This is a genomic window from Bythopirellula goksoeyrii (genome assembly GCF_008065115.1).
In the GTDB taxonomy this organism is placed as follows: Bacteria; Planctomycetota; Planctomycetia; order Pirellulales; family Lacipirellulaceae; genus Bythopirellula; species Bythopirellula goksoeyrii.
Genome location: NZ_CP042913.1, coordinates 5,647,255 through 5,671,313 on the forward strand (window position 1 = coordinate 5,647,255; position 24,059 = coordinate 5,671,313).

The window sequence follows — 24,059 nt, forward strand, 5'->3', positions numbered from 1 at the left end:
GTTGCGATGACTTTGCGTGAACCTCATTTTGAACAGCGACTCAAGCAATCCGATACTTATGATCGGACGTATGTACAGCCAGAAGAGTATCGCCGTCTCTTATTAAGTTGGCGTAAAATGGAACGAGTGTACGAAAATGGTGGTCGCGATGTTTGTGGATTGATGGATTTGCAATCTGGCAAACAGTATCTGATTGAGCGCCATCATCTAATGAGAGATTGATTTGCGCATTCGTGTCCTCTATAATACAAGTCTGCTGAGGCTCCTCTGTGCCATGGTCAGACGAAAGGTAGAGGAAACCATGATTCTCCAGAAGTCAAACCGAGCCCTATTTCACAAAGGCGACTGTGTAGTCTTCCGTCGCATGAAGTGCAACACCCAGCCCAGCCGCCGGGCACAAAATATTCAAGCTGCTCACCACGGTGATGACTACTATTATGTTGTCGAAAAATGCTGGATCGTTGCTGAGGTTCTCAAGGAAGGGAAGTTGCTCTTAAAGACACGGAGCGGCAAGAGCCATATTGTCGACGCGAGTGATCCGAAACTGCGCCCGGCAAGTATTTGGGATAAGATTCGCTACCGCTCTAGATTCAGCCAATTGCAGCTACCTACCGCTGCTTGCTGAACCATTCATTGTTCATAGAGCCAAGTTTTTAAATCCATCAAGGGCATCTCGAATTCCTTGTCGCTCTGCGTCGGTCATCTCCAGTAACTGGCATCCAAGCCACGTTCTATCGGCGATTGCCGTTCCTGCGCTCTCAATCGCCAATACCCTTGTGGACATAGTCTGTTCGGCAAGACGCTGTTCACCGGCGCGTACGCCGTCCCATTGACGCCCGGCGACCACGTCTTCGACGGCGAACTGCGGTTTTTCGCCGACCGGTTCTTCTAAAGACGTGTCGTGTGTGAGCCTTAGAGAGGGACGCAAGTTTTCCTAGACGGTCGCATTAGATTCCGTATCCCAGCAAACGAAAACAACATTGTGACCAGCTACCCAGGTCACACCTCTTACGCATTAGTGCGATCCACATGCGCGACTTCTAGATATCGGGCACCAATCTGCTATTGTTTCAATTTGCTTTTCGGAGATTGTGCTTTGCAATTGCAACAGGTCGTTTACAATAGGCAACGGGAAGCACATGATTGGTATCTTGTTTGGATCAGTTTTCCCCAGAGCCACAGGAATCATTCCGAGATGTCTTTAACACTCACCTCACGCAAGTGTCTCCGCCAGCGACGCAAGGGCTTCACTCTTGTGGAACTTCTTGTAGTGATCGCAATTATCGGGGTCTTGGTAGCCCTGTTACTCCCTGCGATCCAGGCGGCCCGTGAGGCGGCTCGACGCATGCAATGTCAGAACAATTTGCACAACCTCGCCTTGGCTGTGCTCAATTATGAAAGCCAAAACAAGGCATTGCCACCTTCGATTGAGTTACCCGTGGTCAATAACAAAGTCGAACTGAAGGCCACCGGTTCGCGACTCAGTTGGATCGTCCGTATCTTGCCATTTATCGAACAGCAAGGACTGTACGATCAGTTTGATTTGGATGAACTCGCCTTCCAACAAGATGCGAATTTGGCACCTGAAACAAAGTTTATCCAGATGCTCCTATGCCCTACGGATCAGGCGCAAGGAAGATCATTCACGTCGAACGTCCTAGTATTCAACAAGGTTTTTGCCAAGGGCAATTACGCTGCGTTCGTCAGTCCCGAACATTCCCAGTGCATGGCTCTAGCCAAGGGTGCCCTGATTAACGAGGAACAATCCCTCTCAAACGTACGGGATGGCACCTCCAATACCTTGATGCTCTCCGAAGTTCGTACCCGTGAAGATCAGCTCGATTCGCGCGGTGCGTGGGCGCTCGCCTGGCCAGGATCCAGCCTGCTTGCCACGGACATGCATTCTACCACTTCCAATGTGCGGATATGCAATCAGTCGAATCCCCCTGATTACGTGCCGAACCCGATCTGGGAGGAATTTGTTATGACGCCCAACGCCCAAGGCCTTAAAGCCGATGACCTTTATATATGCAACAGCATTATGTCAACGGCAGCCGCTCTCGAAGGAATGCCTTGCAAGAGTATTAGCAACAGCGAAACGATCGCTGCCTCGCGCAGCCTGCATTTCGGAGGGGTCAATAGCGCGAACATCGATGGGAGCGTCCGCTGGGTAGTCGACGAAATTGACCCTGTTATCTATGGCAGTCTGGTGTGTATTAATGACGGATTGGTTCTTCAGGAATAGTCTTTCCAAGCATGACCGCGACACTCAGACCCCTAAGAATCCGGCAAAGGATTTCATGAAAACAATTCTCCCCGCTAGCGCGGTCATTGTAGGCCTACTGCTCGTAGTTCTTGGCTTCTCCTGGTCCAGCCTCTTTCCCGCCTCTCGAGTGTGGACCCCTGAGAAAAATGAGAGAAAAAGCGAATTGGCTTCCGAGATTACGCGATTGCGATTTGCTATTGTCCAAGCAGAAAACAATCCCAATATGCAATCGGGACCAAATCCTGCCGAACTCAAGTCGACGCACATCGAACTCAAGAAAGAGTTCGACTTACTGCAAGAGGAATTCGAGAATGCTCGCGATAGTCCTGGTTCGACAGGCAGTACGGTCAAATGGCTAGGAATTATCCTCACCATCGGCGGCTCACTCTTCGTGTTTGCGAATCGGCAAGGCTGACAACTCGCTATTCTCTTTAACTCTTTTCGTAGAAGCGAGTTGCGACAATCGCCTGCTATTTTGTGGCTTAGCTCCAGGGTGCTCAGGCCAGAACGGGCACTGACTCGGTTCGGCTCAAGATCAACCCGACGCTTATCCTGCCAGCCAATCCCCTCGTTGGCAGCAGAATCTGGGAAAAGTGCGCAGAAAAAAGAAACTTATGCGCACAATCAATTAGAATTTTTGGGGTTTGGGGTTATGATGGGAAGTGTGTGCGAAAGAATTTGCGGTTTGTGCCGATTTTGGGCGGTGGCATAAACTGTTAGGTTGAATAGAGTCTGATGCTTGTTATCGCCCAGGATAACTTTTCCTCGCGATGCTCTCGCATTAGTCTCCGTAGCTACAATCAATTCTTCCGCCTCAGGACAGATTTGGGTATTTCAAGCACTGAATTGGTTTTGTGAAGTTATTTCAAGAGATTGTACCAATTCCGTGGGATCATGATTTTAAGAGAATAAAGGGATGGACACTGTGAATATGAAGCTTACTCTCTCTTGCGTTGTGTGTGGCCTTGTGTTGGCGTCTTCCGGAGAAGCAACTCTTGGCCAGCTCTATACGGAAACTTTTGACGATCTCAATGCATCCACTCGGTGGATGGACAATACTACCGGCATGGGGCTTGATCTCACAGTGGATCCGGCAGTCGCTAAGCCGATGGATACTGTCGCGGATTTTGCCTTTGACTATAGTAGTGTCGGTATTCCTTCAGCACCGAACTCAGGGGGTACGACTATTGGCATGAAATTGCAAGCCAACCTGTTCAGTGATGCTTTTGGTGGGTTTAGTGTTTCTCCGCTCACTCAGAACTTTACAGGTGATTATGTGCTCAGCTACGACATGTGGCAAAACTACAATGGCCCGCTGGATTCAGGATTCAATGGTACGACCAATCTGACTTATGGTGGCATCATGACTTCTGGCACAGTGAGCAACTTCCCTGGAACGGCCGACGGAGTATGGTTTGCCGCTACGGGCGATGGCGACAGTGGGGCGGACTATCGTGCCTACTCGCAGGATCGTGCGGTTAGCTATCAGGTTCCAGGGACTACACCTGAAGATGATGCTGCGGTATATTTCGCCGACAGTCGCAACAATACAGCTGACCTGTATCGATTGAACATCAATCCTGCTCCTGATCCTGTGGGAGATCCTTTCACGGGGGGGGTTACTGCACCCGCTGCCCAATTAAGCCTGTATCCTCAACAGACTGGTGCTGTGAAAGCGGGGGCATTAGGCATGGCCTGGCGACATCACGAGATCACCAAGAGTGGCGATATTATCACGTGGTCTGTGGATGGGTTTGATTTAATTCAGGTTGATGCGTCGAAGTTTGTGACTAATCAGCCTGGTGGTGGGAATATCTTGTTTGGCTATTCCGATACCGGTCAAGGTTCATCTACGGACTTCAATGCCCAGTTCTTGCTGTTTGGGTTGATTGACAACGTCGAAGTTTCGGCACTCACTGCGATGGACGATGCCGACTTCGATGAGGATGGTGATGTGGATGGCAAGGATTTCCTTGCTTGGCAACGGGGCTTCGGCATTGACGATGGTTCGGCCCAACTTGCCGACGGCGATGCCACGGGTGATGGCAATGTTAATGGTGACGACCTGGTAGTATGGCAGGATCAGTATAATACGACTCCGCTCTCGGCTAATCTTGCTGCTGTTCCGGAACCAGCAACTTGGGCCTCGTTGGCCGTTGCTGCTATATTGGGATTTGTGCTGGTCACTCCACGCAGGTGTCTTGCTACATCTCGAATCTAATTGTTTATGTTTTTTTACTGTAACGTTTAACTTTGGATTTCTTCACCCTTGATTTATTGAAAGGACCGAACTAATGAAACGAACCCTATCACTTCTAGCAGCTGCATTTTGTGTAGCCTTGCTGTCCGACTCGGCGTCGGCACAACTTTTTAGCGATCCCATGGAAAGTGGCGCTGGCTGGGGCATCGTTAAGCCTGGAGGAATTGGCCAGGCCGACAGCTCGGCAACGTTTGGCTATGACTATAGTGCAGATGGAATTCCCGAAGCACCGAATAGCCAAGGAGGCGATACTGCCACCTCAGGCCTCAAGCTTACTGCCAATGATGGCGATGCCGGTGACATTGCTGCTTGGTTGACCCTGTATCCCCTGGGGCAAAGCTTTACCGGAAAATATCAACTGCGGTTCGATGCCTGGATGAATTACTCTACGTTCGATACTGAGCAAGGTGGTGGCGCTGGTACCACGGAATTCTTGGGTGGGGGAATCGGATATGATGGGGCAGCTGATAATGTCGGTTTAGCCGGCTCGGGCCATCAGCTTATCTACACCAACGAAGGAGGATCCGGCAGCGATTATCGCGGCTTCAAAGGCACCCTGTTTATCGACGGTGCAGATATGGCCGCTGGTAGCCGCAATGCGACTTGCTGTGGTCCAACCGGCCAGTACGAATCCCTCTTCCCAGATGGTTCAGGCGTTCCTCCCGCCGTCCAGGGTCAAACGGGAGTTCCCAACGACAATCGACCTGGTTCCCCAGGTTTCCAGTGGTTCACCCACATTATTTCAGTCGACGGTAACGAAGTTCGCCATCAATTAGTGAACGACAGTGGTCTGCGGAGAAACATACTCGTCTACGATACGACGGTTCTTGATCCAGGGAACGTCGTACCTACCGACGGAAATATTTCGATTTTTTACGCGGACTTTTTTAGCTCGATTTCGCCTTCGCCTGCAGTGACTTTTGGCCTCGTTGATAACGTCATTGTCAGTGTCCCGGAGCCAGCCACGTTTGCCTTGCTGGGTGTTAGCTTGGTGGGTCTGGTAGCTGCTGGACGAAAGCGACGGTAAGAGTTCTGCCTCGTCTGGCTCCGACGTCAGACAAGTCGAACATAGCGATACGGCCTTAGCCCCCCTCCTTGGTAATCCAGGGAGGGGGATTTTTGGTTGTGACCTTGGCTAGAGAACCAACTTTATGGAGAGATACTTATAATGAAGAGTACGAAAATGAAACTTGCGATTTCTTTCGTCTTGTTTGTCGTCTTGGCTTCATCGGGGAGTACCACGTTCGCCCAACTCTATTCGGAGAGCTTTGACGATGGACTGGCAATGAATCGTTGGACGGCAAACGCTGGAGTGGGCTTTGCAGATACGGGTGGTATTTTCCCCAAGGCTATAGATACGAATTTCGATAGACTCCCTTTTCCCGTAGATGGGGTCAATGACGATTTCTCGGGCTTCGCTTTCGACTACAGCACGGTAGGCATTCCATCGGCACCTAATTCAACGGGCGGCACAACGACTGGCCTGAAACTTCAAGCAGATCTGTTCTCGGATGCCATGGGTGGTGTCAGTGCATCGCCCAACGGCTTGAATCTGACTGGGGATTACTCCGTGAAATTCGATTCCTGGGCGAATACCATCGGCCCCTTCCCTATCGGCGGGGGCGGCTCGACGAACTTTACTACCTTCGGAATCCTCACTGCAGGTACATTTAGTCAGACCAATTACTCCTCGGACGGCTTGCATTTTTCCTACTCTGGTGAAGGGGAATCATCCCTTGACTATCGCGCTCATTCCGTTGAGGATCAGGATCAGTCCGGCTATACAGTCGACTCAAGTCCCAACGTCACCTTCCATGCGGGCGTACAGAATGTTCCTGGTTCGGAGAACGGCGTGCCCGGCATAGGTGTGCCACTCTACAACGATGCTGTTGGCACAGGACGCACGGTTCCTCAGGCCCAGATTGATCTCTTCGCGGGAATCTCGGACCAAACCGGGGTAATCAATGGTGGTACCGCTGGTTTTCAGTGGAACGAAGTGGAAATCAGGAAAGTCGGTAAAATTGTTGACTGGTTTGTGAATGGAATCAAGCTCGTCACGGTCGACATTACCCCTTTCGCAGATCAAGTCGGTGGGGGAAATATTTCATTTGGCCATACCGATTTTAACAACACCTCGTCGACCGAACTCGGTGCCATGGATCTGTTATTCTCTTTGGTGGACAATATCGAAGTCACGGCCCTCACGGCGATGGACGATGCGGACTTCGATGAAGATGGCGATGTCGATGGCAAGGATTTCATCTCCTGGCAGCGCGGCTTTGGCATCAATGATGGGTCGGCCCAACTTGCCGATGGCGATGCCACGGGTGATGGAAACGTTAATGGTGACGACCTGGTAGTTTGGCAGGGACAATATGGGACGCCACTTTCAGTAAACGCTGCCGCCGTACCCGAACCGACTACTTGGGCCTCCTTAGCCGTTGCCGCAATGTTGGCCTCTGTATGGTTCTCCCCACGTCGAGCGTTTGCCTCGCATCGTGCGTAAATATGGAAATTGCTTTACTTTCGTTTAGTTCAATCTTTGAATCTATCACCTGTGTTTGTTTGAAAGGACCCGTCTAATGAAGAATCGATTTGTACCTATCCTTAGTGCAATGCTTGTTGCAGCGGCCAGTAGCTCCGCATGGGCTGCGCTTTTTACCCAAAACTTTGATGTCGATGACACTGCTAACTGGACCGTCAACAACGGCCCAAGCGATGAGGCGCACGACATCTTTTTCGACTACAGTACCGTCGGTATCCCTTCTGCACCTAATTCTGCCGGCACGACCCGCGGAATGAAGCTGCAAGCAAATCTTACCGATGGCATATTTTCCGGCATGAGCGTATCGCCTAATGGACAAAGTTTCTCCGGCGATTACGTGGTGGAATTTGATGCTTGGGCCAACTTCAATGGTCCTTTCCCTGGTGGCGGCAGTGGTTCGACCAATCTAGCGACCTTTGGAATCGGTACGACTGGAACAACTGCTCAATGGGCCGGCGGCGTCCAAGATAGTGTCTGGTTTGCTGCTACTGGCGATGGCGGCTCATCGGCCGATTGGCGCGCCTATTCGACGGCTGCTTCCACTTCATACGCTGAGGGCGATCCCATTTATGCGGCGGCAAGTCGTAATGCCCCAGACCCCTACTACGCCGGTTTTGGGAATCTTGCTTCGCCTGCCGCGCAACTTGGTTTGTTTCCTCAACAGACTGGCAATACCCAAGTCGGAACTTTTGGCATGGCATGGCATGAAGTCTCGATAAAGAAATTGGGAACGACAGCCACTTGGAGTGTTGACGGAACTCTGATCGCCACCATTGACCTGACCACTGTCACACTTGGTGGTGATAACATTTTCTTCGGTCACTCCGATATTAACGCCACATCGTCCTCTGATGCGAATGACGCGGCATTGTTGTTCACGTTGATCGACAATGTCAATGTTGATGCCATCCCTGAACCAGCCTCTTTCGCCCTGCTGGGCTTGAGCCTGTTCGGTTTGGTTGCCGCAGGACGCAAACGCAGCTAAGTTCCACTTGTTACCTCGATAACCTAAAGCCCAGGCAGGAGACAAGTTTCCTCCTGGGCCTTTTTTGTTTCCGCAAAGTATCGACCCAAGCAGAATCCAGAGTGTTGCGGAGAACCGCAGAGGGCAAAATGCCTCGTTCGAGCCGTGGTATGCGCAATTGCTAGTAAAAACTGCGCTCTCTGTTGTTGTCGATTTGGCAGCGCGGGGTAACAATGGAGGATGGCCCCTCTATTTAACTAGGGGCGTACGTGCGCTAAGCTATTAATTCGATCCATTTATTGCAGGTCCCTGTCATGAAGCAATCCACCAAGTTGTTTACTCCCCGAACCGGTTTCACCTTGGTAGAGCTATTGGTGGTAATCGCCATCATCGGGGTGCTGGTGGCACTTCTGCTACCCGCCATCCAGGCCGCTAGAGAGGCTGCCCGACGAAGCCAATGCTTGAATAACCTCAAGCAATTGGGATTGGGTTCGCTCAACCATGAGAGTACTCACGGTTTTTATCCCACGGGGGGATGGAGTTACGATTGGGGGCCTGATCCGGATCGTGGCTTTGGCGAAGACCAGCCTGCTGGATGGATGTACGGACTTCTGCCGTTTATCGAACAACAAAACTTACGCAATTTGGGATCGGGAACGACAATCGGCTCCGCCGCCCATCAAGCAGCAATGACTTCTCTATTTCAAACGAATGTTGCTGGGTACCGATGCCCCACGCGCGGCGGTGCGGCTTTGCCTCTTTCAGTTTGGAATCCAACCGTGAAGAATGTCGGTTCCTGGGTGCGGAGTATGTCTACTACCTCGGGTATCATGAGAGGTGACTATGCGGGTAATTCGGGAACATCGTTTGTTTGGGACGGTGCCGAGTGGTTCGGTAGTGCCCCCTCTGCAACCAACGGTGACTACACAGCTGTCGATGCATATATAAGTACTAGAATGTCTCAACTACCTACTAATTCTTGTGAACCAGCTACCGGATTTGCCGGGCTTCTTTACAAGCGCTGCCAGAGTGGCGTCATCCACGTTCGTAGCGAGATCTCCCTGAATCAAATTGAGGATGGCACCTCAAATACTTACTTGATCGGTGAAAGGTATATGCAACCAGCAGAATACAATGGAGCCGCTAGTTCGAGTGATCCGGGATATTCACTCAGCTCAAACCAATCTGCCTACTGTGGATATGAATGGGACAATCAGCGCAAAGCATGGAATCCGGATCCAATTGTGGAAGCCGCCAATCTCGCTGAATTGCGTCAACCTCGTGCCGATACGGATAATTTTGAGTCCACCTCTATCTTTGGTAGTGCTCATCCTGGGGCATTCAACATGGTTTACTGCGATGGATCAGTTCGCTCGATCAGCTATGACGTGGACAAGTTTGTCCACAGTTACTCGGCGAGTCGATTGGATGGCCAAGTGATTCCCCAATAGGTGTGACCTACCACTAGGTCCCTTCTATGGATCTCTGCCAGAGTCCGAGACAAGTGAAATCCACAAAAATGCTTCGGCAGAAGCCCTGGGTATCTCAGTTTGGTAAATCGAGCAGCCTACTTGCTCTTTAACTTGAAGATGACTCGCTTGTTGACAATGTCTGGATCATCACGCGATACTTCATGTCCTAGTGTGGTCTCGGTATTGTATTTGGCCGGTATCGTTTCTTTTCCGTTCTCAATTCGTGAAATCCGAACCTTGTAGATGCCCGCTTGAATACCCGGCGGCGTATCCGGAGTAGGCCTTTTCTCCTTTGGGATCAGCGGGTAGGCCGTTCCCGTCGCAATCTCGCCGACCGCTTGCTGAACCGCACCACCGAGAAACTCCTCGGGATCGTAGGTAACTGTTCCACTCTCGAGGGGTCTGCCGTCTAGTAGGACATCGCAAGAAAAGCTCATTAAGCCGATTTGTGAAGCTTGCCATGTGCGGATCCGTTCTGCAACTTCCTCGGCTGAAACCTTTCCATCCGTATTCGTATCGAGGTTCTTTAACGCAGCACTGAGCCCTGGGGCATTCTCTAGCTCCTCGCCAGCGACAAACCCATCGCCATCGGTATCGTATATAGCCATTGCCCGATCCCCAGCATCGCCCGGATCGAAAGAGGGAAGCTGAACGCTGTTCGGCCCACCGCTACATCCGACAAGGAGAATTGGCAGACAGAGGGTTTTGAGCATGTGCTTGACCTCGGGACTCGAGGCAAATCCGCGGCGATATATAGCAAAGTTGGTAATCACGGTATCTTAACCTGTCTTTCTGAGAAACTTCGAAAGTGGAAAAAATGTACAAAGAACGGCAATCCAGTCCGCCAAGCGGAGGGCAAGGGATTCGAACCCTCAACCCCTTGCGGGGCATCTGATTTCGAGTCAGACTGCTGGCCAATTCGCATACCCTCCAGCGTATTCCTCTCGCGCGGAGCGACAGGAATATTCCAATTTAATCGCTCTCGGCCCCGCAGGCAATGAGAGGAAGAAATAGGCCGCGGACAAACGCGGATTTAGCGGATTTGCGCAGACTACTCATGACCGAGATTGGCTGAGCTTCGTTTCATTTCGATAATGGCCCAATGAAAATAGTTCAATCTGATCCGCGATCATCCGCCCAATCTGTGTTTATCTGCGTTCCATTTCTTCTTCGCTATGGGTCATTGTGACTTAGACCTTGCACATTCAACCAATTGTGCGGGTTCTTCACCCTATGCCACGTATGCACGGCGGGTGTGAAAAACCGCAGATGCTAGCAGGGGGCGCCGATACTTGCTGTATCCTGACTTCCCTCCAGCGTTTGTAGTGAGAACCCCTATGGCGGCCCCAAAAACGATCCGTGTCGTTACTCGCGGCACGAACGGCGAGTTGCGAACCCGCGACTATCAGCACGAAGAAGCCATTTTGAAGATGCACACGCAGATCGGCATCGACGATTGCAGCACCGACTTGAGTTTGCGGGGTATGCCGGTTTTTCGGGGGCTGATCGGTCCCATGCCCGAAACCAAAGGGATCGTCCGCTACGAAACCCCCGAAGTGTTCGAAGCCCTCACCAAAGAATGGGGCGCCACTCCCGCCGGCCGCCGTTCCCGTCGACGCAAGACGGTCTAGAGTCGAACGAAAGTTGAGGGTTGAGAGTCAGGTCCTGTCACTCAACTTTCAACACTACACCCTCAACTCTACCTACCGATACCGCGAATTCACTGCCGGTGTTTGCCAATTGCCTGTGGCTTGTCGCGGTGGATCGCTCGGCATCACTTGTCCCCCGTACCCTGAGTTGCTTGTGGCTGCCGGTCGTGCTGCAATGGTTGCGCTGCGATAAGACGAAGTTGGTGAACCGGCCGTCATCGGTTGAACATTCCCAAGCGGCTGAGCGCTGGCAAGGGCTTGGTTGCTGCCGGACGTGGCATCGCCACTCACGGCCACTCGCGTGATGACTTCACGTTCGGCTGTGCGAAATTCCGTGACGGGAACTTGAACCGTTTTGGTCTCTGGAACCCAGGTTGTACGAGTCACGGGGATCTGCACGTCGACCACTTGCTCTTGCCAGGTGGTCACTGGATGGACCGATTGTTCCCAATAAGGCGTGATAAACGGATTCCACCGCCCGACAAGCGTTTGGGTCGTCTGATTCTGAGTCACAGGGACACGATATCGCTGTTGATGCGTGATGTTTTCGGTGGTCGTCTTGGGGACAAGCACCGTTTGCTGACGATCCTGCATCACGGTGGTAGGGACCGACTGCCGCACTATTTGCCGAGTTACCTGATAGCGCACTCCGTCGCGTTCTTCGTAAGTCACCTGGGGAGCGGCAGTCTCTTGGGCAGTAGAAGCGAGCGATCCTAATCCAACAAACATGGAGGAAAGCACGACAGTCCATCGTCGAGCGACAGGCATTTCATACCTCGGCGATTGCAGATTTTCAGTAGTTTGGCAAGTTCGTGGGGGTCGGCCACGATATCAATCGAGAAAACCGAATCTCGATAGGTAGGATTTCTTCGTTATTCATCGGCCAACGAGCGCCAGAATCATCAGTCCCAAGCTAGACTGCTAGCATCGAAAGTGTAGAGACTCTAAAATTGCTGCATAGTCGGAGGCACACTTGCCTCCGGGATTCCCGGACCGCTTGACGGTCCGGCCAGGTATCTCTGATAAGTTAAAGTTCGTTCCTGCATAAGGCCACTCCTTTGATCGATCCCCAACTACTTGAAATCCTTCGGTGCCCCGATGATCGCTCGACGCTCACACTTGCAGACACCGATTTGGTTGAGAAAGTGAATCAAGAGATACTCGCCGGTAAGCTTTCGAATGTTGGTGGTCAACCGGTGAAGAAGCCGATTGACGGGGGTATTCTGCGGGCTGCGGGCGACTTGCTATATCCCATTATCTCCGGCATCCCGGTGATGCTTCACGATGAAGCGATCGACGTCACTCAACTCGCATAACTGCAGATTTGTTTGCCATGGAAAAAACACTCTTTGAGAAAATCGCCGACAAGGAAATACCCGCCGAGATCGTTTACGAGGACGATCAATGTGTCGCCTTTCGCGATGTGAATCCTCAGGCCCCTACGCACGTGCTGGTAATCCCCCGCGAGCCGATCCCGTCGCTGGAAAGCCTCGCTGAAACCAATGCGCCCCTCTTGGGCCATCTGTGGATGGTGATCCGCGATGTTGCCCGGCAAGAAGGGATCGCGCAAGGGGGTTACCGCGTAGTTGTCAACTGTGGCCAAGATGGCGGCCAGACTGTCGACCACTTGCATTTTCATGTACTTGGTGGCCGACCTCTCCAATGGCCACCAGGGTAACAGGCAAAAAGTTGAAAGGGTGCGGACACAATTCGGAGGACTTCCGTCTCTGCCTCCAGTAACCTGATGACCTTGAATATCGAAGCATTTGGTTTGAGGGTGCCCTGCAGAATCGGCTGGCGATGACTCATTTTCTCGGAGTCAAATCCCTCTTTGTTTCTGCGAGTGGAAGGGTTCGATTCCGCCAGTCTTCGATCGCTTGTGTTAAGCGATCTACAATATCCGGATGTTCTCCGGCAAGATCTTTTTCTTCGTGCGGATCATCTCGCAAATGGTAGAGATGAAATGGAGCACTGTCCCACTCGTGCAGGTTACGGTATTGAGTCGTGTCCTTGCCATTGTACCGCACAATCAATTTCCACTGATCCTCCACGCACCACAGATATTGCAAAGTGTCGTCAGGACTGCCAATCGTCACATTGTGGGTCGAATAACAGACGCCGAAGACTTGCTTGCGGTCCTTTCGGGCCTCGGCATCCAACAGATTGATTCCAGGCAGGTTTGCGGGGATCTCGATGCCTGCCACCGCGGCTATGGTAGGGAAGAGGTCGATGGCATGGGCGAAGTCTACCATCCTCCCCGCCTCCAAGTGTCCCGGCCATGAGATCATGATGGGAGTGCGGATACCTTTTTCGTAGGGTGAACTCTTGGATCGCTGTGCATAGGCTTTCCAGAGTTTTTGATTCGGATCGTCGGCATTGGTACTCGGCGCTGCCCAGCCGTTATCGCAGATGTAAAGTACCACAGTGTTATCCGCGACCCCCTTCTTCTTAAGGTAACCTAGCAACTCTCCGCAAGTTTCATCGAACCATTCGCACGTGGCATAGTATTTGGCAACGTCTGCAGCGAGGTCTGGTTTATTGTACTTTTCAAGCAGCCGCTGAGGCGGATTGTGCGGCTCATGTGGCAGAAGAGGTGCATACCAGAGGAAGAAAGGCTTCTGCTGATCGAGTGCCAAATCGATGAAGTCTGTCACTGGTTGCATTCCTTCGCGTCCGATCTTGAGACCCATGTCTCCGTGACGGCCATTGCGTGCCGGGTCACCATGAGTCATGCCATGAGTGAAGCCACCATCCTGATAAGATCCTTCCCACCATTTGCCTGATTGATGGGTCAAGTAACCGTTTAAAGATAACATCTGGATAAAGTTAGGCTGCTTGTAGAAGCTTTCGCGTAATGACTTATCCAGCACAGCTCGATTATTGTGCCCGTCGACGTCGTTTCCCGTTATTCCGTGCTGAAATGGATAAAGCCCCGTCAGCATAGTAGCCAACGAAGGCCGGCAGAGGGGAGCCGCCACATAACCGCGATCGAACAATAAACTACGACTCGCCAATTCATCAAGATGAGGAGTTTGAACCGAGGGATGTCCCATGAATCCGTAGTCGGTCCAAGCCTGATCATCGCTGATGATTAGAACGATATTGGGTCTGCTTGGTTCAGAAGCAATCAAAGGCAAGCACAGCCCAACTGGCAGTATGAAGCTGAGAGTAGGTTTCATTCTTTCAAACAATTGGAACTGGAAAGCGGAGGAAATTCCCTCTGATCTCGAAGGACGCATCCCGACCTGAAGGATTTTTGATTAGATAGCTCGTAGTCAAGAGATCATAAAGTCTTATTCTTGTTGCAAACTGGAATCAGTCAATCCGTGCGTCGAGAGTAACCAGTTCATTGAAACGGTCAACGTTTCTCCTTCCTGCCCAAGCGATGCCGCGCAAGAGGACTGCCCGGAAAATTGGATCGTCAAAGGTCCACATGTAGTGCCCAGGGATCGAAACGAACACCCGTCCGCGTCCGTGCTCAACGGTCCAAAACAAGGGGCGGGGCTCTCCCTCCTCAACACCTGTCCCCAGGAGAGAGATTTGTGAAGGATCCCCTCGAAGGCGCCAATAACTCTCGTCGACCCAATCAACTTCGGTGAGATTCCGCGCGATCGGGTGATGGGGATTATGACTGAAGTCGACGTGAATCGGACCGTGACGATATCCGATGGAACCACCAAGAGACGCCAGACCAATTCGCTTGGCCATCTCTTGTTCGCCACCCCGGCCATCGACGGCCCAATGGATGTAGACGGCTCCTCCTCCACGCGCCAGGAAAGGATCGATTGCCGCTGCTCTTTCGTCGTTCCAACGTCCACGTTGGTAAAAGACGAGCACGTCCGCCGCGTCGATCTGTTTCTCGTCGGGAAACTCCCATGCAGTATCGACCTTGGTATGCTTAACGCAGGCCAACATGCGCGACCAGACTTTTTGCCAATTCGGATAATCGTGCTCACCTAAGTCGTGATCTTTCGGACCGGCCACCAACACGACGCGAAGAGGTTCCTCCTCTACAAGAGGCTTCGCTCCGGCCAGAAGTCTTTCGACCTCCTCATGGGAACGAGCAGGAGGAACTTCCCCTTCGGCATACTCAGGCATGCTGAATGTGTGTTCCTCGCCCATGGCACAAGCTGGACCGAACACGAATAGCAGAAGTACGAGAATCAGATACTTGAAACGCATGAGATTCCTCTCCGTTTGAACAAAAAGCTTAGTCGATATCTTCTGTAATCCGAGTATAGGCCAATCGAACACTTTGAGCCACGGCTCGAAAGCGTGAAGGGCATTACCAAAAGGGATCAAATACGCTAATATCGTAGACCTTATTGTGACCGCGTCCCCGTAGCTCAACTGGATAGAGTGTCGGCCTCCGAAGCTACCTCGTGACTACTTAGGCTACTTGCGGCAACGAGAGAAATACCTTGTTTTACAGAGTGAAACTACATTCTCTCGATTGGCGTTTGGGTCGATAAATCTACCTATGTCGTCCCAGTTCGACCGGAAATGTAGTGCGAGATTTTCTGGCGAGGCCCTTGATTCTCTAATTGGACTCTTTGGTAAATGAGGAATTGCCTCAGCCAAAGGAGCACCAAAATGAAGACTCAATCTCTGGAGTTACGATTCACTCTAACGCTCGATTCAACTTCTACTGCTCACCTGACTGAGCTTTTCATGGCAGCCATCCAGGTGATGCGTGAATCCGAGCAGCGTGTACCACCGACACCAATAGAACCGCTGCCAGACCCACCAAAGCCGAGCGGCGAACCAGAATCGACGAGCAGCAATGAACCGCTTATCGATGCGAGGCAAGTTGCCTCATTTCTCAATGTGTCGACTAGGACCGTGTGGCGAATACTAAGTTCTGGACAAATCCCTCATCCCGTTCGAATCGGCAGGGCCGTGCGGTGGAATTGCGATGAAATCAGGTCATGGGCGAGAGCTGGTTGTCCTTCACAAGACGAGTGGCGTCACACGAAATCCTAGGACGGCTTACGGACCAACCCTAGCTGACCGGTAGTCCGCCAAATTCGGTTGGTGACAACTGCTGCCAAAGCCTGATAGTGTAGCTCTGCTAACTTGTGCGGGCCGACGATTCGCGTCGCCTCGAACTTATTAACGGAGTTAAGTATGTGAACCGACGGCGAAAGCCCTGAATCAGCAGCATCCGCTTTAGTGCGGAATGACTCGCTTGAAGAATTGTGTGTTCTTGTGATTTTCCCAAATCGACACTAACCCACTTCCTCACGCATAGTCAACGGTCAATCGACAAATGTCGCACAGGACCGGTACGCCCTGGCAATCAGGCTTCTCGCGTCTTTTCACGGAGGAACAGAAATGGTGCATCTATCACGCAGCGACAAACAATCGGTTCGCTATCGGCAATTCCAAGAAGGCTACGCTAAAGTGCCCGCCGTCCAACTTCGAGCACTGCTTGAAGGTTACCGGCAACGAATATTCCGCCGTGACGAGGTGCGTGTGTTCGCAGCCACCTGGGAGGCCGCCGCCCTACACAGGGACAGCAAAGTATCGCTCTATCGAATCCTCAACTGCAACGCGAAGCATCATCCACGCCATCGGCGTATGTCCCACGTGGAAATCGACTCCGCTGCGAGCAAGCTCGCCACCCAACTTCCTAAATTGGAGCAGCAACTCGCAGAATGCAACGACGACTGCCAGTGGTCGGCAACCACAAAGCCGGTTGCTCGACGAGTTCTGCGACACGTAGCTCGCGGAGGTGCGACGACCGTTGAGGCCCTGTTCTATTTTGCCTTCTTCATGTGTCGCATTCCACAACGCAAGCCGATGCAACGCCTTCGTCCACAAGAACACTATGCTCGCTTCCGCTATGCGGACTTTCAGGAATGGACAGGCGTGCTGCGTACCTCACAGTCACGGCTTCTCCAGCGAATACTGGATAGGGGATTCCTCAATACGGAAGAGGTCCACAAACAAAATGAGAATGTCTACGGACAGCTCTACATCGACGGCCCGATGCTTTCGCTAGTGCGACCGAGACAATCAAATTGCCGCCGCCGTCGAGGCCGAATAAAAGCCAATACGCCGCCACCGCAGAAAATGACAACTCCTCTTGAAGGTATTGGCAACACCCCCTTCAAGATGCGGGCAACTCTAATAAACGGGAATCCTAAAACAGAAATCAAAAGACCAGAGAAGGCTTTGAAATTGAAGGAAGGACATTTTGCATGCCATGCCGACGCTGAACTACGGAGGATTGCACTGCGAGCAGCTCAGATGGCAGAGCAATGTCAATCGCAAGCAGCGTAGCAGACGCTTGTAATGTAGAAATTAGGTTTTGATTGCACTTTCCAGGGAGAGTGAATGTAGAACTGCGTGTAGTTCCGTAGCTCTTGGCTGGCGGTCTACAGCTGCGTTAGAATCGCAGATTGTCTACGAGTTGTAATTCGACTGCTGAGTGGTTCCCACGCAAAGCGATGTCCGCGAGACGATTGCTCAGTTAGTGAAGAAACGTGACGAACGTCGCGACTCTTTTGCTAGCGGCATCAAGCTCGCAATGGAAACCCCCTTCGGCAAAGATGCCGAAGAAGTCCGCAATGTGCTCAGCAAGCACGGCGTTAGCTCCCGACTAGGGGAGCAAGTCGTTCAGCTTGCCGAGCAACAGGCATCGTTTTCGGTGTTTGGCATTGTGGACGCATTGACACGGATTGCCGGTCGTTATGAAAACGCCGGTGACCGTTTATTTGTGGACCAAAAGGCAGCCTCGCTCTTGAGCTTGGCTGCTTAGGTCCTTTTTCTCTGTCCTCCATTTAGGCAAGAAAGGAGATGATACGATGTCGGAAAACAATCGACCCGTTCATCAAGTTCGTATTGGTAAGATTAAGGCCGCTGTTTTTGAGAACGGCGACAACGCTCCTCGCAAGGTCCAGTTCACCGCCCTCTACAAAGAAGGAGAGGAGTGGCGAGGTTCAGCTAGTTTTGCTCGTGAGGATTTGCCGCTGCTGATAAAAGTAGCGGACCAAGTCCACAGTTATCTGTACGAGCAGAACGGTTCTGCTGGCCAGTAAAAGGTTTCTTGAGGCCACCATGCACCACCGGCCTCTCAGTTTAATGAGACCAAAGTTTGCACGCCGACATGCAGTGCAGTCAAGAGCACTGCCGCTAGATAATAGGGCCTAAATAGGCTTCGGTCCCAGAGTTTGGAGAAGTCAATTTATCGAACTCACAGCGGTCATTTCGACCGACGCGGATTCGCGAAAACCGCTTCTGTTGGAAGTCTGGTACTCCTGTGCAGTTTAGCAAGTCGCGTTTCGACGCTGCGGAGGGGGCATCCTGGTGCACGTACGAAATCTTCAAACTCGCACGGGTGAGGAACACCTCACGCATTTCGGACAATTGCTCGAACGGAGAGGTTGATGCAACCGCGTTGAATTTCAGTGACCGCAAGATGCATGCGGTCTGGTACATTGCGCCAAGCAAAGCTTGGGAAAGGGGGAAGAGATGTAGGGATACAACTTTGAAACCTTTCATCGGAACCTTGCGGGTGGAAAGCCCGTCCAGTAGAGCCTGACCAGCAACTGGAAGAGAGTCTTGCGTGGTGGCAGGGTAACCTGTCCTGCGAAGCGTAGATATCGAGTCCGAAAGCCATGCTATTGAGCGTCGAAAGACCATTCGTGGGAGCCTTTGCCTTTGTACCACCAAGGGCCACGCTGCGGTACCGTTATGGTCTGGTATCAACAGTCCTGCCGGCGTCGGAATGGAACATGTGCAAACGGACAATAGGGGTTCCCCAGGAACTTGGGAGATCCTGCCGTCTCCTCGGCTATTCCCGGTTGGAGTACCGGGTTACCAACTCCAGGCCTTGGCGGCGCACTCGTCTGCCAAGGAGCGAACTAACGAGTGCCACCGAGGTACCGCCAAGCGACGGCAATGCGCGAGCTGGTTCCAGGCAGCTACACTGCCGGGGGCATCGACATGGAAATCGGAGAGGACAATCTGAACCTGGACTTCGATCTGAAGTAGCAAGGACGAAGGGGCCGCTGTGCCCAATCGCTATGCCCGCGAACCGGGAGTTTCGTAAGACCAGGGGCATCCCAATTCAACATTGCGCGCATATTTTTGGACGAAGTCGTGCGCCTCGGATTGGCATCTTCGTTATCTTAAGCGTATCTGGTATTGAACTTCGCAGGCATTGGCGAACGAAAATTCTGATACGCCGCACTTCGCCGATACGGATTCAAAACGGCTACTCGCTAGAATCTATTGACGTAACGCAAAGCGGCCGCTCGCTGCGGTTGGCATCCGGTTTTCGTCTACCGAAGCGACGTCTGACAGACCGAATCACGGCAGCAGGTCCGCTGTTGGATTTGCCCCCAGCCGGGGCAGCTGGGGGCGAACTTTTTGTCTTGGTGGCTGATTGTCTTGGTGACTGAGTCATCCGCATGCGGAATAACTTTTCCTTTGATCCCCTTGAGTTGACGGACACTACCTGAGGATTGAAATCGGGGATCGTATGAAAAGCCGCCTGCTATTCTGGTCAATTACTGCATCACTTGCGGGGTTCCTTTTCGGCTTCGACACGATCGTTATTTCGGGCGCGGAAGAAGACATCCAGCGGCTCTGGCAGTTAGACGGTTTCTGGCACGGACTGTGTATGAGTGCTGCCCTGTGGGGGACGGTCATCGGCTCGATCTTTGGCGGTATGCCTGCGGCCAAATTCGGGCGTCGTAAATGCCTGATCGCGGTCGGATTCCTGTATTTCATTTCAGCGGTCGCGTCCGCCATTGCTCCGGAACCGTGGACCTTCATGATTGCACGGTTCATCGGTGGGCTGGGCGTAGGAGCAGCGACGATCTCGGCACCGATGTTTATCGCTGAAATCTCGCCTGCGAATAACCGTGGCAAGCTGGCGGGCATGTTTCAGTTCAACATCGTGTTCGGCATCCTGGTGGCTTTCGCCTCCAACTGGTTAGTCGGCAATACGGTTGGCGAGGCCATTGCCTGGCGGCTGATGCTCGGTCTTGAGGCCGTGCCTGCTCTGGTCTACACCATTCTGTCCTTCACGCTGCCGGAAAGTCCGCGCTGGCTGATTACACATGCGAATCGGCGGGACGACGGCAGGAAGGTTTTCAGTCAGATCAATCCGGACATGACGGACGCCGAACTTGAAGCGCTGGTGGACGAAGTCGAGGCTTCTGTCGCCGACAAGCAGAAGACGGCCCACTTTTGGACACGGCATTTACAAGTTCCGATCATGCTGGCGTTTCTAATCGCATTCTTCAACCAGTTCTCTGGCATCAACATTATCCTGTACTTTGCGCCGCGCCTGTTGGGTCTGGCGGGTCTATCAGATCCACTGATGGCTTCCATTTTGTTGGGAATCACGATGCTGATTTTCACCTTTGCGGGGCTGGCCCTGATCGACAAGCTCGGCCGTCGAACCCTCCTTTACATTGGTTCAGTCGGCTACATCGCGTCGCTCGGCATCTGTGCATGGGCCTTCCTGAGTACGCCGGCTTTCAACGTCGTTTCCGCTGCTGGTGATTTAGAGTACGCGGCCGATACGGTCATCGCGATCGAAGCTGGTGAGCGATTCGTGGCGGAGAAGGATCGTCCAGGCGTTTACGCTGCTTACAACGACGCCAAGGCAGCGCTGAGTAAGGCCAGTTCGCTGGCTGCCTACGAGGGGCAGCCGGCAGTGATCCCTGAGGAAGCATCTTATGAAGAGACCAAAGCCCTCGCCGAGGAAGCGACAACCGAGGCCAAGCAGTTCCTGGGTTTCAAGAGCACGCTCGTGCTGTTCTGTCTTATCGGCTTTATGGCCGCTCACGCCATCGGCCAGGGCACGGTGATTTGGGTGTTTATCGGCGAGATCTTTCCAAACGATCATCGAGCCGCCGGTCAGGCACTCGGCAGCGCTACGCACTGGGTTTGTGCCGCGGGCCTGAGCTTCCTGTTCCCCATTGCCATGGAACACTTCGTGCCTGGACAGCTCTTTGGGTTCTTCACCTGCATGATGGTACTGCAACTCACCTGGGTGACGTTCATGGTTCCGGAAACCAAAGGCATTCCACTGGAAGAGATGCAGGCACAACTCGGCATCGCAGAGGAGAATCAACATTGAAACGTCACACGATCGTTGGAATCGGTGAAATCCTGTGGGATGTTTTTCCGGATTGTTCGCGGTTCGGTGGAGCGCCTGCGAATTTTGCTTGCAGCGCGGCTGGACTTGGACGCGAACGGGTTGGCGTTCATATGGTAAGTAGCGTCGGCACGGATGACTTAGGGACTCGCGCGGTGGCTGCACTTGGCCATCGTAGCGTTGGTACTTCATACGTCGAATCGCAGGACAAACCAACGGGACAAGTTCGAGTTGAGTTAGACGAAATGGGCCGCGCGAACTATGAATTCGCGTCTGATACGGCCTGGGACAATCTCATCTGGTCAGATGATTTGGCGGAGCTTGCACGGCGAACGGACGCTTGTTGCTTCGGCACACTTGGCCAGCGTAGCGAACGCTCGTGTGCAACGATCCAGAAGTTCGTTTCGTCCACGGCGTCATCCAAGCTACGTGTCTTCGACGTGAACCTACGACCGCCATTCGTTTCCGATGCCGTTCTGCTTGACTCGCTCAGGCTTGCAAACGTTTTGAAGTTGAACGACGAAGAGCTGCCGGTGGTTGCGGAGCTTTGTGGTTTGTCGGGAACGAACCAAGACGTGATGCGGCAGCTTGCAGAGCGTTTTGAACTTCGCGCGGTTGCTCTCACCCGTGGAGCAGAAGGCGCGGTTTTGTTGCGGGGTAGCCAAGTCAGCGAGCACGCTGGGGTGAAGACAAACGTCGTTGACACTGTGGGCGCAGGTGACGCGTTCACGGCTGCGTTGTCTCTTGGACTGCTTGACCGAAGCAACTTGCAAGAAATCAATGAAGCGGCGTGTTCGGCGGCAGCCTTCGTTTGTTCACAAAGCGGCGCCACGCCGCATATGTCGCCGCTGAACGATTACTCAAGGTGTATGAAAACATGAAATCTTCGTGCGTGATTCTTCTTGTCATTCTCAGGTTCGCAAGCGGTACCTCATGTTGGGGATGGCGCGCAATTTGGGATTGGTAATGCGCCACTTATTCGGAATCGGGACTCCAAGGAGCCTCCAAAAAGACGGCGACAGTCTCTTTGTTGCCTACATTCGACATGCTACGGCTAGTGGCAGTAAACCCTCCAGTGCCGGCCGGCGTGAAGACATATTGTTCTCTATTAACTTGTGGTTGATAGTGCTATCTTGCACGTCTACTCGATTCCGTCAAAGGCAAAAGCAGATTAGGAGTATGTCCAGATGAACGGGGTATTGAGAGTCACTTTAGCCGGGGTGCTTCAAGCCGCGATTGTAATCGTAGCAAATGCGGAGGATTGGCCGCAGTGGCAGGGGGCCATTCGCGATGGCAAATCGAACGAGATGGGACTGCTCACCTCGTGGGACGAGGGGGGACCTCCACGTCAATGGCTCTATCAAGACTGCGGGTACGGTTTCGGGGGCCCAGCAATTGTCGGCGATCGCCTCTATATCATGGGCACGCGTCATGGTGAAGAATTCTTGTTTTGCTTAGACACCGAAACTGGAAGTGAGCTATTCAAAACAAAGATCGGGGCATTGTACGAGAACGACTGGGGCGATGGTCCTAGAGGTACACCAACAGTCGTCGACGGCAAAATCTACGCGCTTGCCGCCAGGGGAAACCTGGCGTGCGTAAACGCCAGCACCGGCGAGGAAATATGGTCGACCTCGCTACTAGATATTGGCGGCAAGATCCCTGAGTGGGGATATGCCGAATCACCCTTGGTGCTAGAGGACCGAGTACTCTGTACTCCGGGCGGATCTGATGGAGCGATCGTCGCGCTCGACCGTGCAAATGGGCAGGTCATTTGGAGGTGCGAAGACCTCTCTGAAGAAGCACACTACTCTTCGCTAGTCCTGGCGGAGGATGGCGGGCGTCGTATCGCGGTTCAGCTCTTGGCTTCGCAGTTAGTGGGTGTTGACCCTGAGCATGGCGAGCTGCTTTGGAGCCTGCCTTGGGGCGGTACGGTGGCTGTCGTCCCTACGCCAACTGTCAGAGGCAAGGAAGTCTATGCGTCTTCTGGATATGGAGCGGGCTGTATGCTAATCCGCCTCAATGGCTCCGCCGAGCCGGAGGTAATTTTCTCCAACAAACTGATGAGCAATCACCACGGTGGAATTATTCGGTTGGACGATTACGTCTACGGGTACGCCGATGGCAAGGGATGGCTATGTCAGTCCTGCGCCAATGGCAAGCGGGTATGGCGTGAGCGAGAAGCCTTCGGTAAGGGGGCCATCAGTTATGCCGACGGACATTTCTATTGTCTCAGCGAAGATGACGGTGAGGTCGCCTTGGTTGAACCATCGCCCGACGGGTGGGAAGAACGCGGGCGTTTTCGCCTTTCGCCACAGACCGAGCTGCGTAAGCCAGAAGGCAAGATCTGGACCCACCCTGTAATTGCCAACGGTCGACTTTATCTCCGAGACCTGGAGTACGTCTTTTGCTACGACATACAAGACAAGACGCGTAGTTCGATTAAGGCAGATGGACCTTAGTCCCTTAAAATGAGACCAGGGCCGGAACGAGAACTCAGCCGCTTTGAAGCCTCTTGATGTGGAGAGAAAATACCAAGGAGGTTGGACCACCCGTACACGTTTCCGGTGGATCGCTAAGTACAGAGGTCTAAACGGCCTCTGCAGATAGCTGCCGTCCTAACTCGCAGCCGCGGGACACAAGCTGAGGGTTTGAAGGCGGTTGGTGCAACTTCAGCGGCTAAGGCGTTCGCCGAACTGAACGAGGTGTCATTTCGCCAAGGACACCTCTGCGCGCCTGCGGCCCGCCAAATCCGCCGAAGATGGTCCAACTGTCAGTTGTGCGAT

The 24,059-nt window shown here is 52.7% G+C and carries 25 protein-coding genes and 1 tRNA gene; 20 read left to right on the forward strand and 6 right to left on the reverse strand.

All coding sequences use genetic code 11. The annotated features are described in order from the left end of the window. The first annotated feature begins 6 nt into the window (after positions 1 to 6). Together Pr1d_RS22285 and Pr1d_RS22290 are read left to right on the forward strand one after the other, a co-directional pair. A complete protein-coding gene (locus Pr1d_RS22285; protein WP_148075596.1) occupies positions 7 to 222 on the forward strand; it encodes a hypothetical protein in 216 nt (71 codons plus the stop codon). A 79-nt stretch (positions 223 to 301) separates the two neighbouring features. Beyond that, entirely contained in the window at positions 302 to 625 is a 324-nt protein-coding gene (locus Pr1d_RS22290) for a hypothetical protein (RefSeq protein ID WP_148075597.1), read from the forward strand. A gap of 12 nt (positions 626 to 637) precedes the next feature. On the opposite strand, the gene Pr1d_RS22295 is transcribed toward Pr1d_RS22290, so the two are convergent. Beyond that, positions 638 to 928, reverse strand: coding sequence for a hypothetical protein (locus Pr1d_RS22295; protein WP_148075598.1), 291 nt, complete (start codon positions 926 to 928; stop codon positions 638 to 640). A gap of 267 nt (positions 929 to 1,195) precedes the next feature. Between Pr1d_RS22295 and Pr1d_RS22300 the strand changes: the two genes are divergently transcribed. From Pr1d_RS22300 to Pr1d_RS22330, 7 genes are all read left to right on the forward strand, one after another. Beyond that, positions 1,196 to 2,245 (forward strand): DUF1559 domain-containing protein, encoded by a 1,050-nt coding sequence (locus Pr1d_RS22300; RefSeq protein ID WP_148076490.1) that lies wholly within the window; start codon positions 1,196 to 1,198, stop codon positions 2,243 to 2,245. A gap of 55 nt (positions 2,246 to 2,300) precedes the next feature. Further along, positions 2,301 to 2,681: a hypothetical protein gene (locus tag Pr1d_RS22305; RefSeq protein ID WP_148075599.1), complete on the forward strand. Its 381-nt coding sequence runs from the start codon at positions 2,301 to 2,303 to the stop codon at positions 2,679 to 2,681. A 501-nt stretch (positions 2,682 to 3,182) separates the two neighbouring features. Further along, positions 3,183 to 4,487: a hypothetical protein gene (locus Pr1d_RS22310; protein ID WP_148075600.1), complete on the forward strand. Its 1,305-nt coding sequence runs from the start codon at positions 3,183 to 3,185 to the stop codon at positions 4,485 to 4,487. Between the two features lie 73 nt (positions 4,488 to 4,560). Next, entirely contained in the window at positions 4,561 to 5,553 is a 993-nt protein-coding gene (locus Pr1d_RS22315) for a PEP-CTERM sorting domain-containing protein (RefSeq protein ID WP_148075601.1), read from the forward strand. 156 nt (positions 5,554 to 5,709) lie between these two features. Then, positions 5,710 to 7,032, forward strand: a complete 1,323-nt coding sequence (locus Pr1d_RS22320) for a hypothetical protein (protein ID WP_148075602.1) — start codon at positions 5,710 to 5,712, stop codon at positions 7,030 to 7,032. A 76-nt stretch (positions 7,033 to 7,108) separates the two neighbouring features. Next, on the forward strand, positions 7,109 to 8,056 hold the full coding sequence (locus tag Pr1d_RS22325; protein ID WP_148075603.1) for a PEP-CTERM sorting domain-containing protein: 948 nt from the start codon (positions 7,109 to 7,111) through the stop codon (positions 8,054 to 8,056). A gap of 293 nt (positions 8,057 to 8,349) precedes the next feature. Further along, positions 8,350 to 9,486 (forward strand): DUF1559 domain-containing protein, encoded by a 1,137-nt coding sequence (locus Pr1d_RS22330; protein ID WP_148075604.1) that lies wholly within the window; start codon positions 8,350 to 8,352, stop codon positions 9,484 to 9,486. A gap of 116 nt (positions 9,487 to 9,602) precedes the next feature. Here the strand turns inward: Pr1d_RS22330 and Pr1d_RS22335 are convergent, their stop codons facing one another. Together Pr1d_RS22335 and Pr1d_RS22340 are read right to left on the reverse strand one after the other, a co-directional pair. Further along, positions 9,603 to 10,220 (reverse strand): EF-hand domain-containing protein, encoded by a 618-nt coding sequence (locus Pr1d_RS22335; RefSeq protein ID WP_168205424.1) that lies wholly within the window; start codon positions 10,218 to 10,220, stop codon positions 9,603 to 9,605. A 136-nt stretch (positions 10,221 to 10,356) separates the two neighbouring features. Beyond that, a tRNA-Ser gene (locus Pr1d_RS22340) sits at positions 10,357 to 10,439 on the reverse strand. A 405-nt stretch (positions 10,440 to 10,844) separates the two neighbouring features. On the opposite strand from Pr1d_RS22340, the gene Pr1d_RS22345 reads away from it, so the two are divergent. Further along, positions 10,845 to 11,138 (forward strand): hypothetical protein, encoded by a 294-nt coding sequence (locus tag Pr1d_RS22345; protein WP_148075606.1) that lies wholly within the window; start codon positions 10,845 to 10,847, stop codon positions 11,136 to 11,138. A gap of 72 nt (positions 11,139 to 11,210) precedes the next feature. On the opposite strand, the gene Pr1d_RS22350 is transcribed toward Pr1d_RS22345, so the two are convergent. Beyond that, positions 11,211 to 11,924: a hypothetical protein gene (locus tag Pr1d_RS22350; RefSeq protein WP_148075607.1), complete on the reverse strand. Its 714-nt coding sequence runs from the start codon at positions 11,922 to 11,924 to the stop codon at positions 11,211 to 11,213. Between the two features lie 290 nt (positions 11,925 to 12,214). Here Pr1d_RS22350 and Pr1d_RS22355 point away from each other — a divergent pair, with 290 nt between their 5' ends. Together Pr1d_RS22355 and Pr1d_RS22360 are read left to right on the forward strand one after the other, a co-directional pair. Next, positions 12,215 to 12,472 carry a Trm112 family protein gene (locus Pr1d_RS22355; protein WP_148075608.1) on the forward strand — a complete coding sequence of 86 codons (258 nt, stop codon included), beginning with the start codon at positions 12,215 to 12,217 and terminating at the stop codon, positions 12,470 to 12,472. Positions 12,473 to 12,489: 17 nt separating this feature from the next. Beyond that, positions 12,490 to 12,834, forward strand: coding sequence for a histidine triad nucleotide-binding protein (locus Pr1d_RS22360; protein ID WP_148075609.1), 345 nt, complete (start codon positions 12,490 to 12,492; stop codon positions 12,832 to 12,834). A 127-nt stretch (positions 12,835 to 12,961) separates the two neighbouring features. Here the strand turns inward: Pr1d_RS22360 and Pr1d_RS22365 are convergent, their stop codons facing one another. Both Pr1d_RS22365 and Pr1d_RS22370 read right to left on the reverse strand, forming a co-directional pair. Next, positions 12,962 to 14,335 (reverse strand): sulfatase family protein, encoded by a 1,374-nt coding sequence (locus Pr1d_RS22365; protein WP_148075610.1) that lies wholly within the window; start codon positions 14,333 to 14,335, stop codon positions 12,962 to 12,964. A gap of 136 nt (positions 14,336 to 14,471) precedes the next feature. Then, entirely contained in the window at positions 14,472 to 15,338 is an 867-nt protein-coding gene (locus Pr1d_RS22370) for a ThuA domain-containing protein (RefSeq protein WP_148075611.1), read from the reverse strand. 411 nt (positions 15,339 to 15,749) lie between these two features. On the opposite strand from Pr1d_RS22370, the gene Pr1d_RS22375 reads away from it, so the two are divergent. The 8 genes from Pr1d_RS22375 (at position 15,750) to Pr1d_RS22405 (ending at position 23,735) form a co-directional block, all read left to right on the forward strand. Next, entirely contained in the window at positions 15,750 to 16,139 is a 390-nt protein-coding gene (locus tag Pr1d_RS22375; RefSeq protein WP_168205425.1) for a helix-turn-helix transcriptional regulator, read from the forward strand. A 351-nt stretch (positions 16,140 to 16,490) separates the two neighbouring features. Next, positions 16,491 to 17,441: a hypothetical protein gene (locus Pr1d_RS22380; protein WP_148075613.1), complete on the forward strand. Its 951-nt coding sequence runs from the start codon at positions 16,491 to 16,493 to the stop codon at positions 17,439 to 17,441. Positions 17,442 to 17,589: 148 nt separating this feature from the next. Next, positions 17,590 to 17,919, forward strand: a complete 330-nt coding sequence (locus Pr1d_RS22385) for a hypothetical protein (protein ID WP_148075614.1) — start codon at positions 17,590 to 17,592, stop codon at positions 17,917 to 17,919. Between the two features lie 46 nt (positions 17,920 to 17,965). Further along, a complete protein-coding gene (locus Pr1d_RS22390; RefSeq protein WP_148075615.1) occupies positions 17,966 to 18,199 on the forward strand; it encodes a hypothetical protein in 234 nt (77 codons plus the stop codon). A gap of 832 nt (positions 18,200 to 19,031) precedes the next feature. Then, positions 19,032 to 19,154 (forward strand): hypothetical protein, encoded by a 123-nt coding sequence (locus tag Pr1d_RS26535; RefSeq protein WP_261343802.1) that lies wholly within the window; start codon positions 19,032 to 19,034, stop codon positions 19,152 to 19,154. Positions 19,155 to 19,644: 490 nt separating this feature from the next. After that, positions 19,645 to 21,255 (forward strand): sugar porter family MFS transporter, encoded by a 1,611-nt coding sequence (locus Pr1d_RS22395; RefSeq protein WP_148075616.1) that lies wholly within the window; start codon positions 19,645 to 19,647, stop codon positions 21,253 to 21,255. Next, complete coding sequence (locus Pr1d_RS22400) at positions 21,252 to 22,154, forward strand: carbohydrate kinase family protein (protein WP_168205426.1); 903 nt, start codon at positions 21,252 to 21,254, stop codon at positions 22,152 to 22,154. The genes Pr1d_RS22395 and Pr1d_RS22400 overlap by 4 nt, the downstream gene beginning before the upstream one ends. Positions 22,155 to 22,460: 306 nt before the next feature. Then, positions 22,461 to 23,735: a PQQ-binding-like beta-propeller repeat protein gene (locus Pr1d_RS22405; protein WP_148075618.1), complete on the forward strand. Its 1,275-nt coding sequence runs from the start codon at positions 22,461 to 22,463 to the stop codon at positions 23,733 to 23,735. Positions 23,736 to 24,059 lie beyond the last annotated feature (324 nt).

Bases quoted from the DNA above. Each gene is read 5' to 3' on its own strand.
- Pr1d_RS22285 (WP_148075596.1), top strand. From the start codon at position 7: ATGACTTTGCGTGAACCTCATTTTGAACAGCGACTCAAGCAATCCGAT.
- Pr1d_RS22290 (WP_148075597.1), top strand. From the start codon at position 302: ATGATTCTCCAGAAGTCAAACCGAGCCCTATTTCACAAAGGCGACTGT.
- Pr1d_RS22300 (WP_148076490.1), top strand. From the start codon at position 1,196: ATGTCTTTAACACTCACCTCACGCAAGTGTCTCCGCCAGCGACGCAAG.
- Pr1d_RS22305 (WP_148075599.1), top strand. From the start codon at position 2,301: ATGAAAACAATTCTCCCCGCTAGCGCGGTCATTGTAGGCCTACTGCTC.
- Pr1d_RS22310 (WP_148075600.1), top strand. From the start codon at position 3,183: ATGGACACTGTGAATATGAAGCTTACTCTCTCTTGCGTTGTGTGTGGC.
- Pr1d_RS22315 (WP_148075601.1), top strand. From the start codon at position 4,561: ATGAAACGAACCCTATCACTTCTAGCAGCTGCATTTTGTGTAGCCTTG.
- Pr1d_RS22320 (WP_148075602.1), top strand. From the start codon at position 5,710: ATGAAACTTGCGATTTCTTTCGTCTTGTTTGTCGTCTTGGCTTCATCG.
- Pr1d_RS22325 (WP_148075603.1), top strand. From the start codon at position 7,109: ATGAAGAATCGATTTGTACCTATCCTTAGTGCAATGCTTGTTGCAGCG.
- Pr1d_RS22330 (WP_148075604.1), top strand. From the start codon at position 8,350: ATGAAGCAATCCACCAAGTTGTTTACTCCCCGAACCGGTTTCACCTTG.
- Pr1d_RS22335 (WP_168205424.1), bottom strand. From the start codon at position 10,220: ATGCTCAAAACCCTCTGTCTGCCAATTCTCCTTGTCGGATGTAGCGGT.
- Pr1d_RS22345 (WP_148075606.1), top strand. From the start codon at position 10,845: ATGGCGGCCCCAAAAACGATCCGTGTCGTTACTCGCGGCACGAACGGC.
- Pr1d_RS22350 (WP_148075607.1), bottom strand. From the start codon at position 11,924: ATGCCTGTCGCTCGACGATGGACTGTCGTGCTTTCCTCCATGTTTGTT.
- Pr1d_RS22360 (WP_148075609.1), top strand. From the start codon at position 12,490: ATGGAAAAAACACTCTTTGAGAAAATCGCCGACAAGGAAATACCCGCC.
- Pr1d_RS22365 (WP_148075610.1), bottom strand. From the start codon at position 14,335: ATGAAACCTACTCTCAGCTTCATACTGCCAGTTGGGCTGTGCTTGCCT.
- Pr1d_RS22370 (WP_148075611.1), bottom strand. From the start codon at position 15,338: ATGCGTTTCAAGTATCTGATTCTCGTACTTCTGCTATTCGTGTTCGGT.
- Pr1d_RS22375 (WP_168205425.1), top strand. From the start codon at position 15,750: ATGAAGACTCAATCTCTGGAGTTACGATTCACTCTAACGCTCGATTCA.
- Pr1d_RS22380 (WP_148075613.1), top strand. From the start codon at position 16,491: ATGGTGCATCTATCACGCAGCGACAAACAATCGGTTCGCTATCGGCAA.
- Pr1d_RS22390 (WP_148075615.1), top strand. From the start codon at position 17,966: ATGTCGGAAAACAATCGACCCGTTCATCAAGTTCGTATTGGTAAGATT.
- Pr1d_RS22395 (WP_148075616.1), top strand. From the start codon at position 19,645: ATGAAAAGCCGCCTGCTATTCTGGTCAATTACTGCATCACTTGCGGGG.
- Pr1d_RS22405 (WP_148075618.1), top strand. From the start codon at position 22,461: ATGAACGGGGTATTGAGAGTCACTTTAGCCGGGGTGCTTCAAGCCGCG.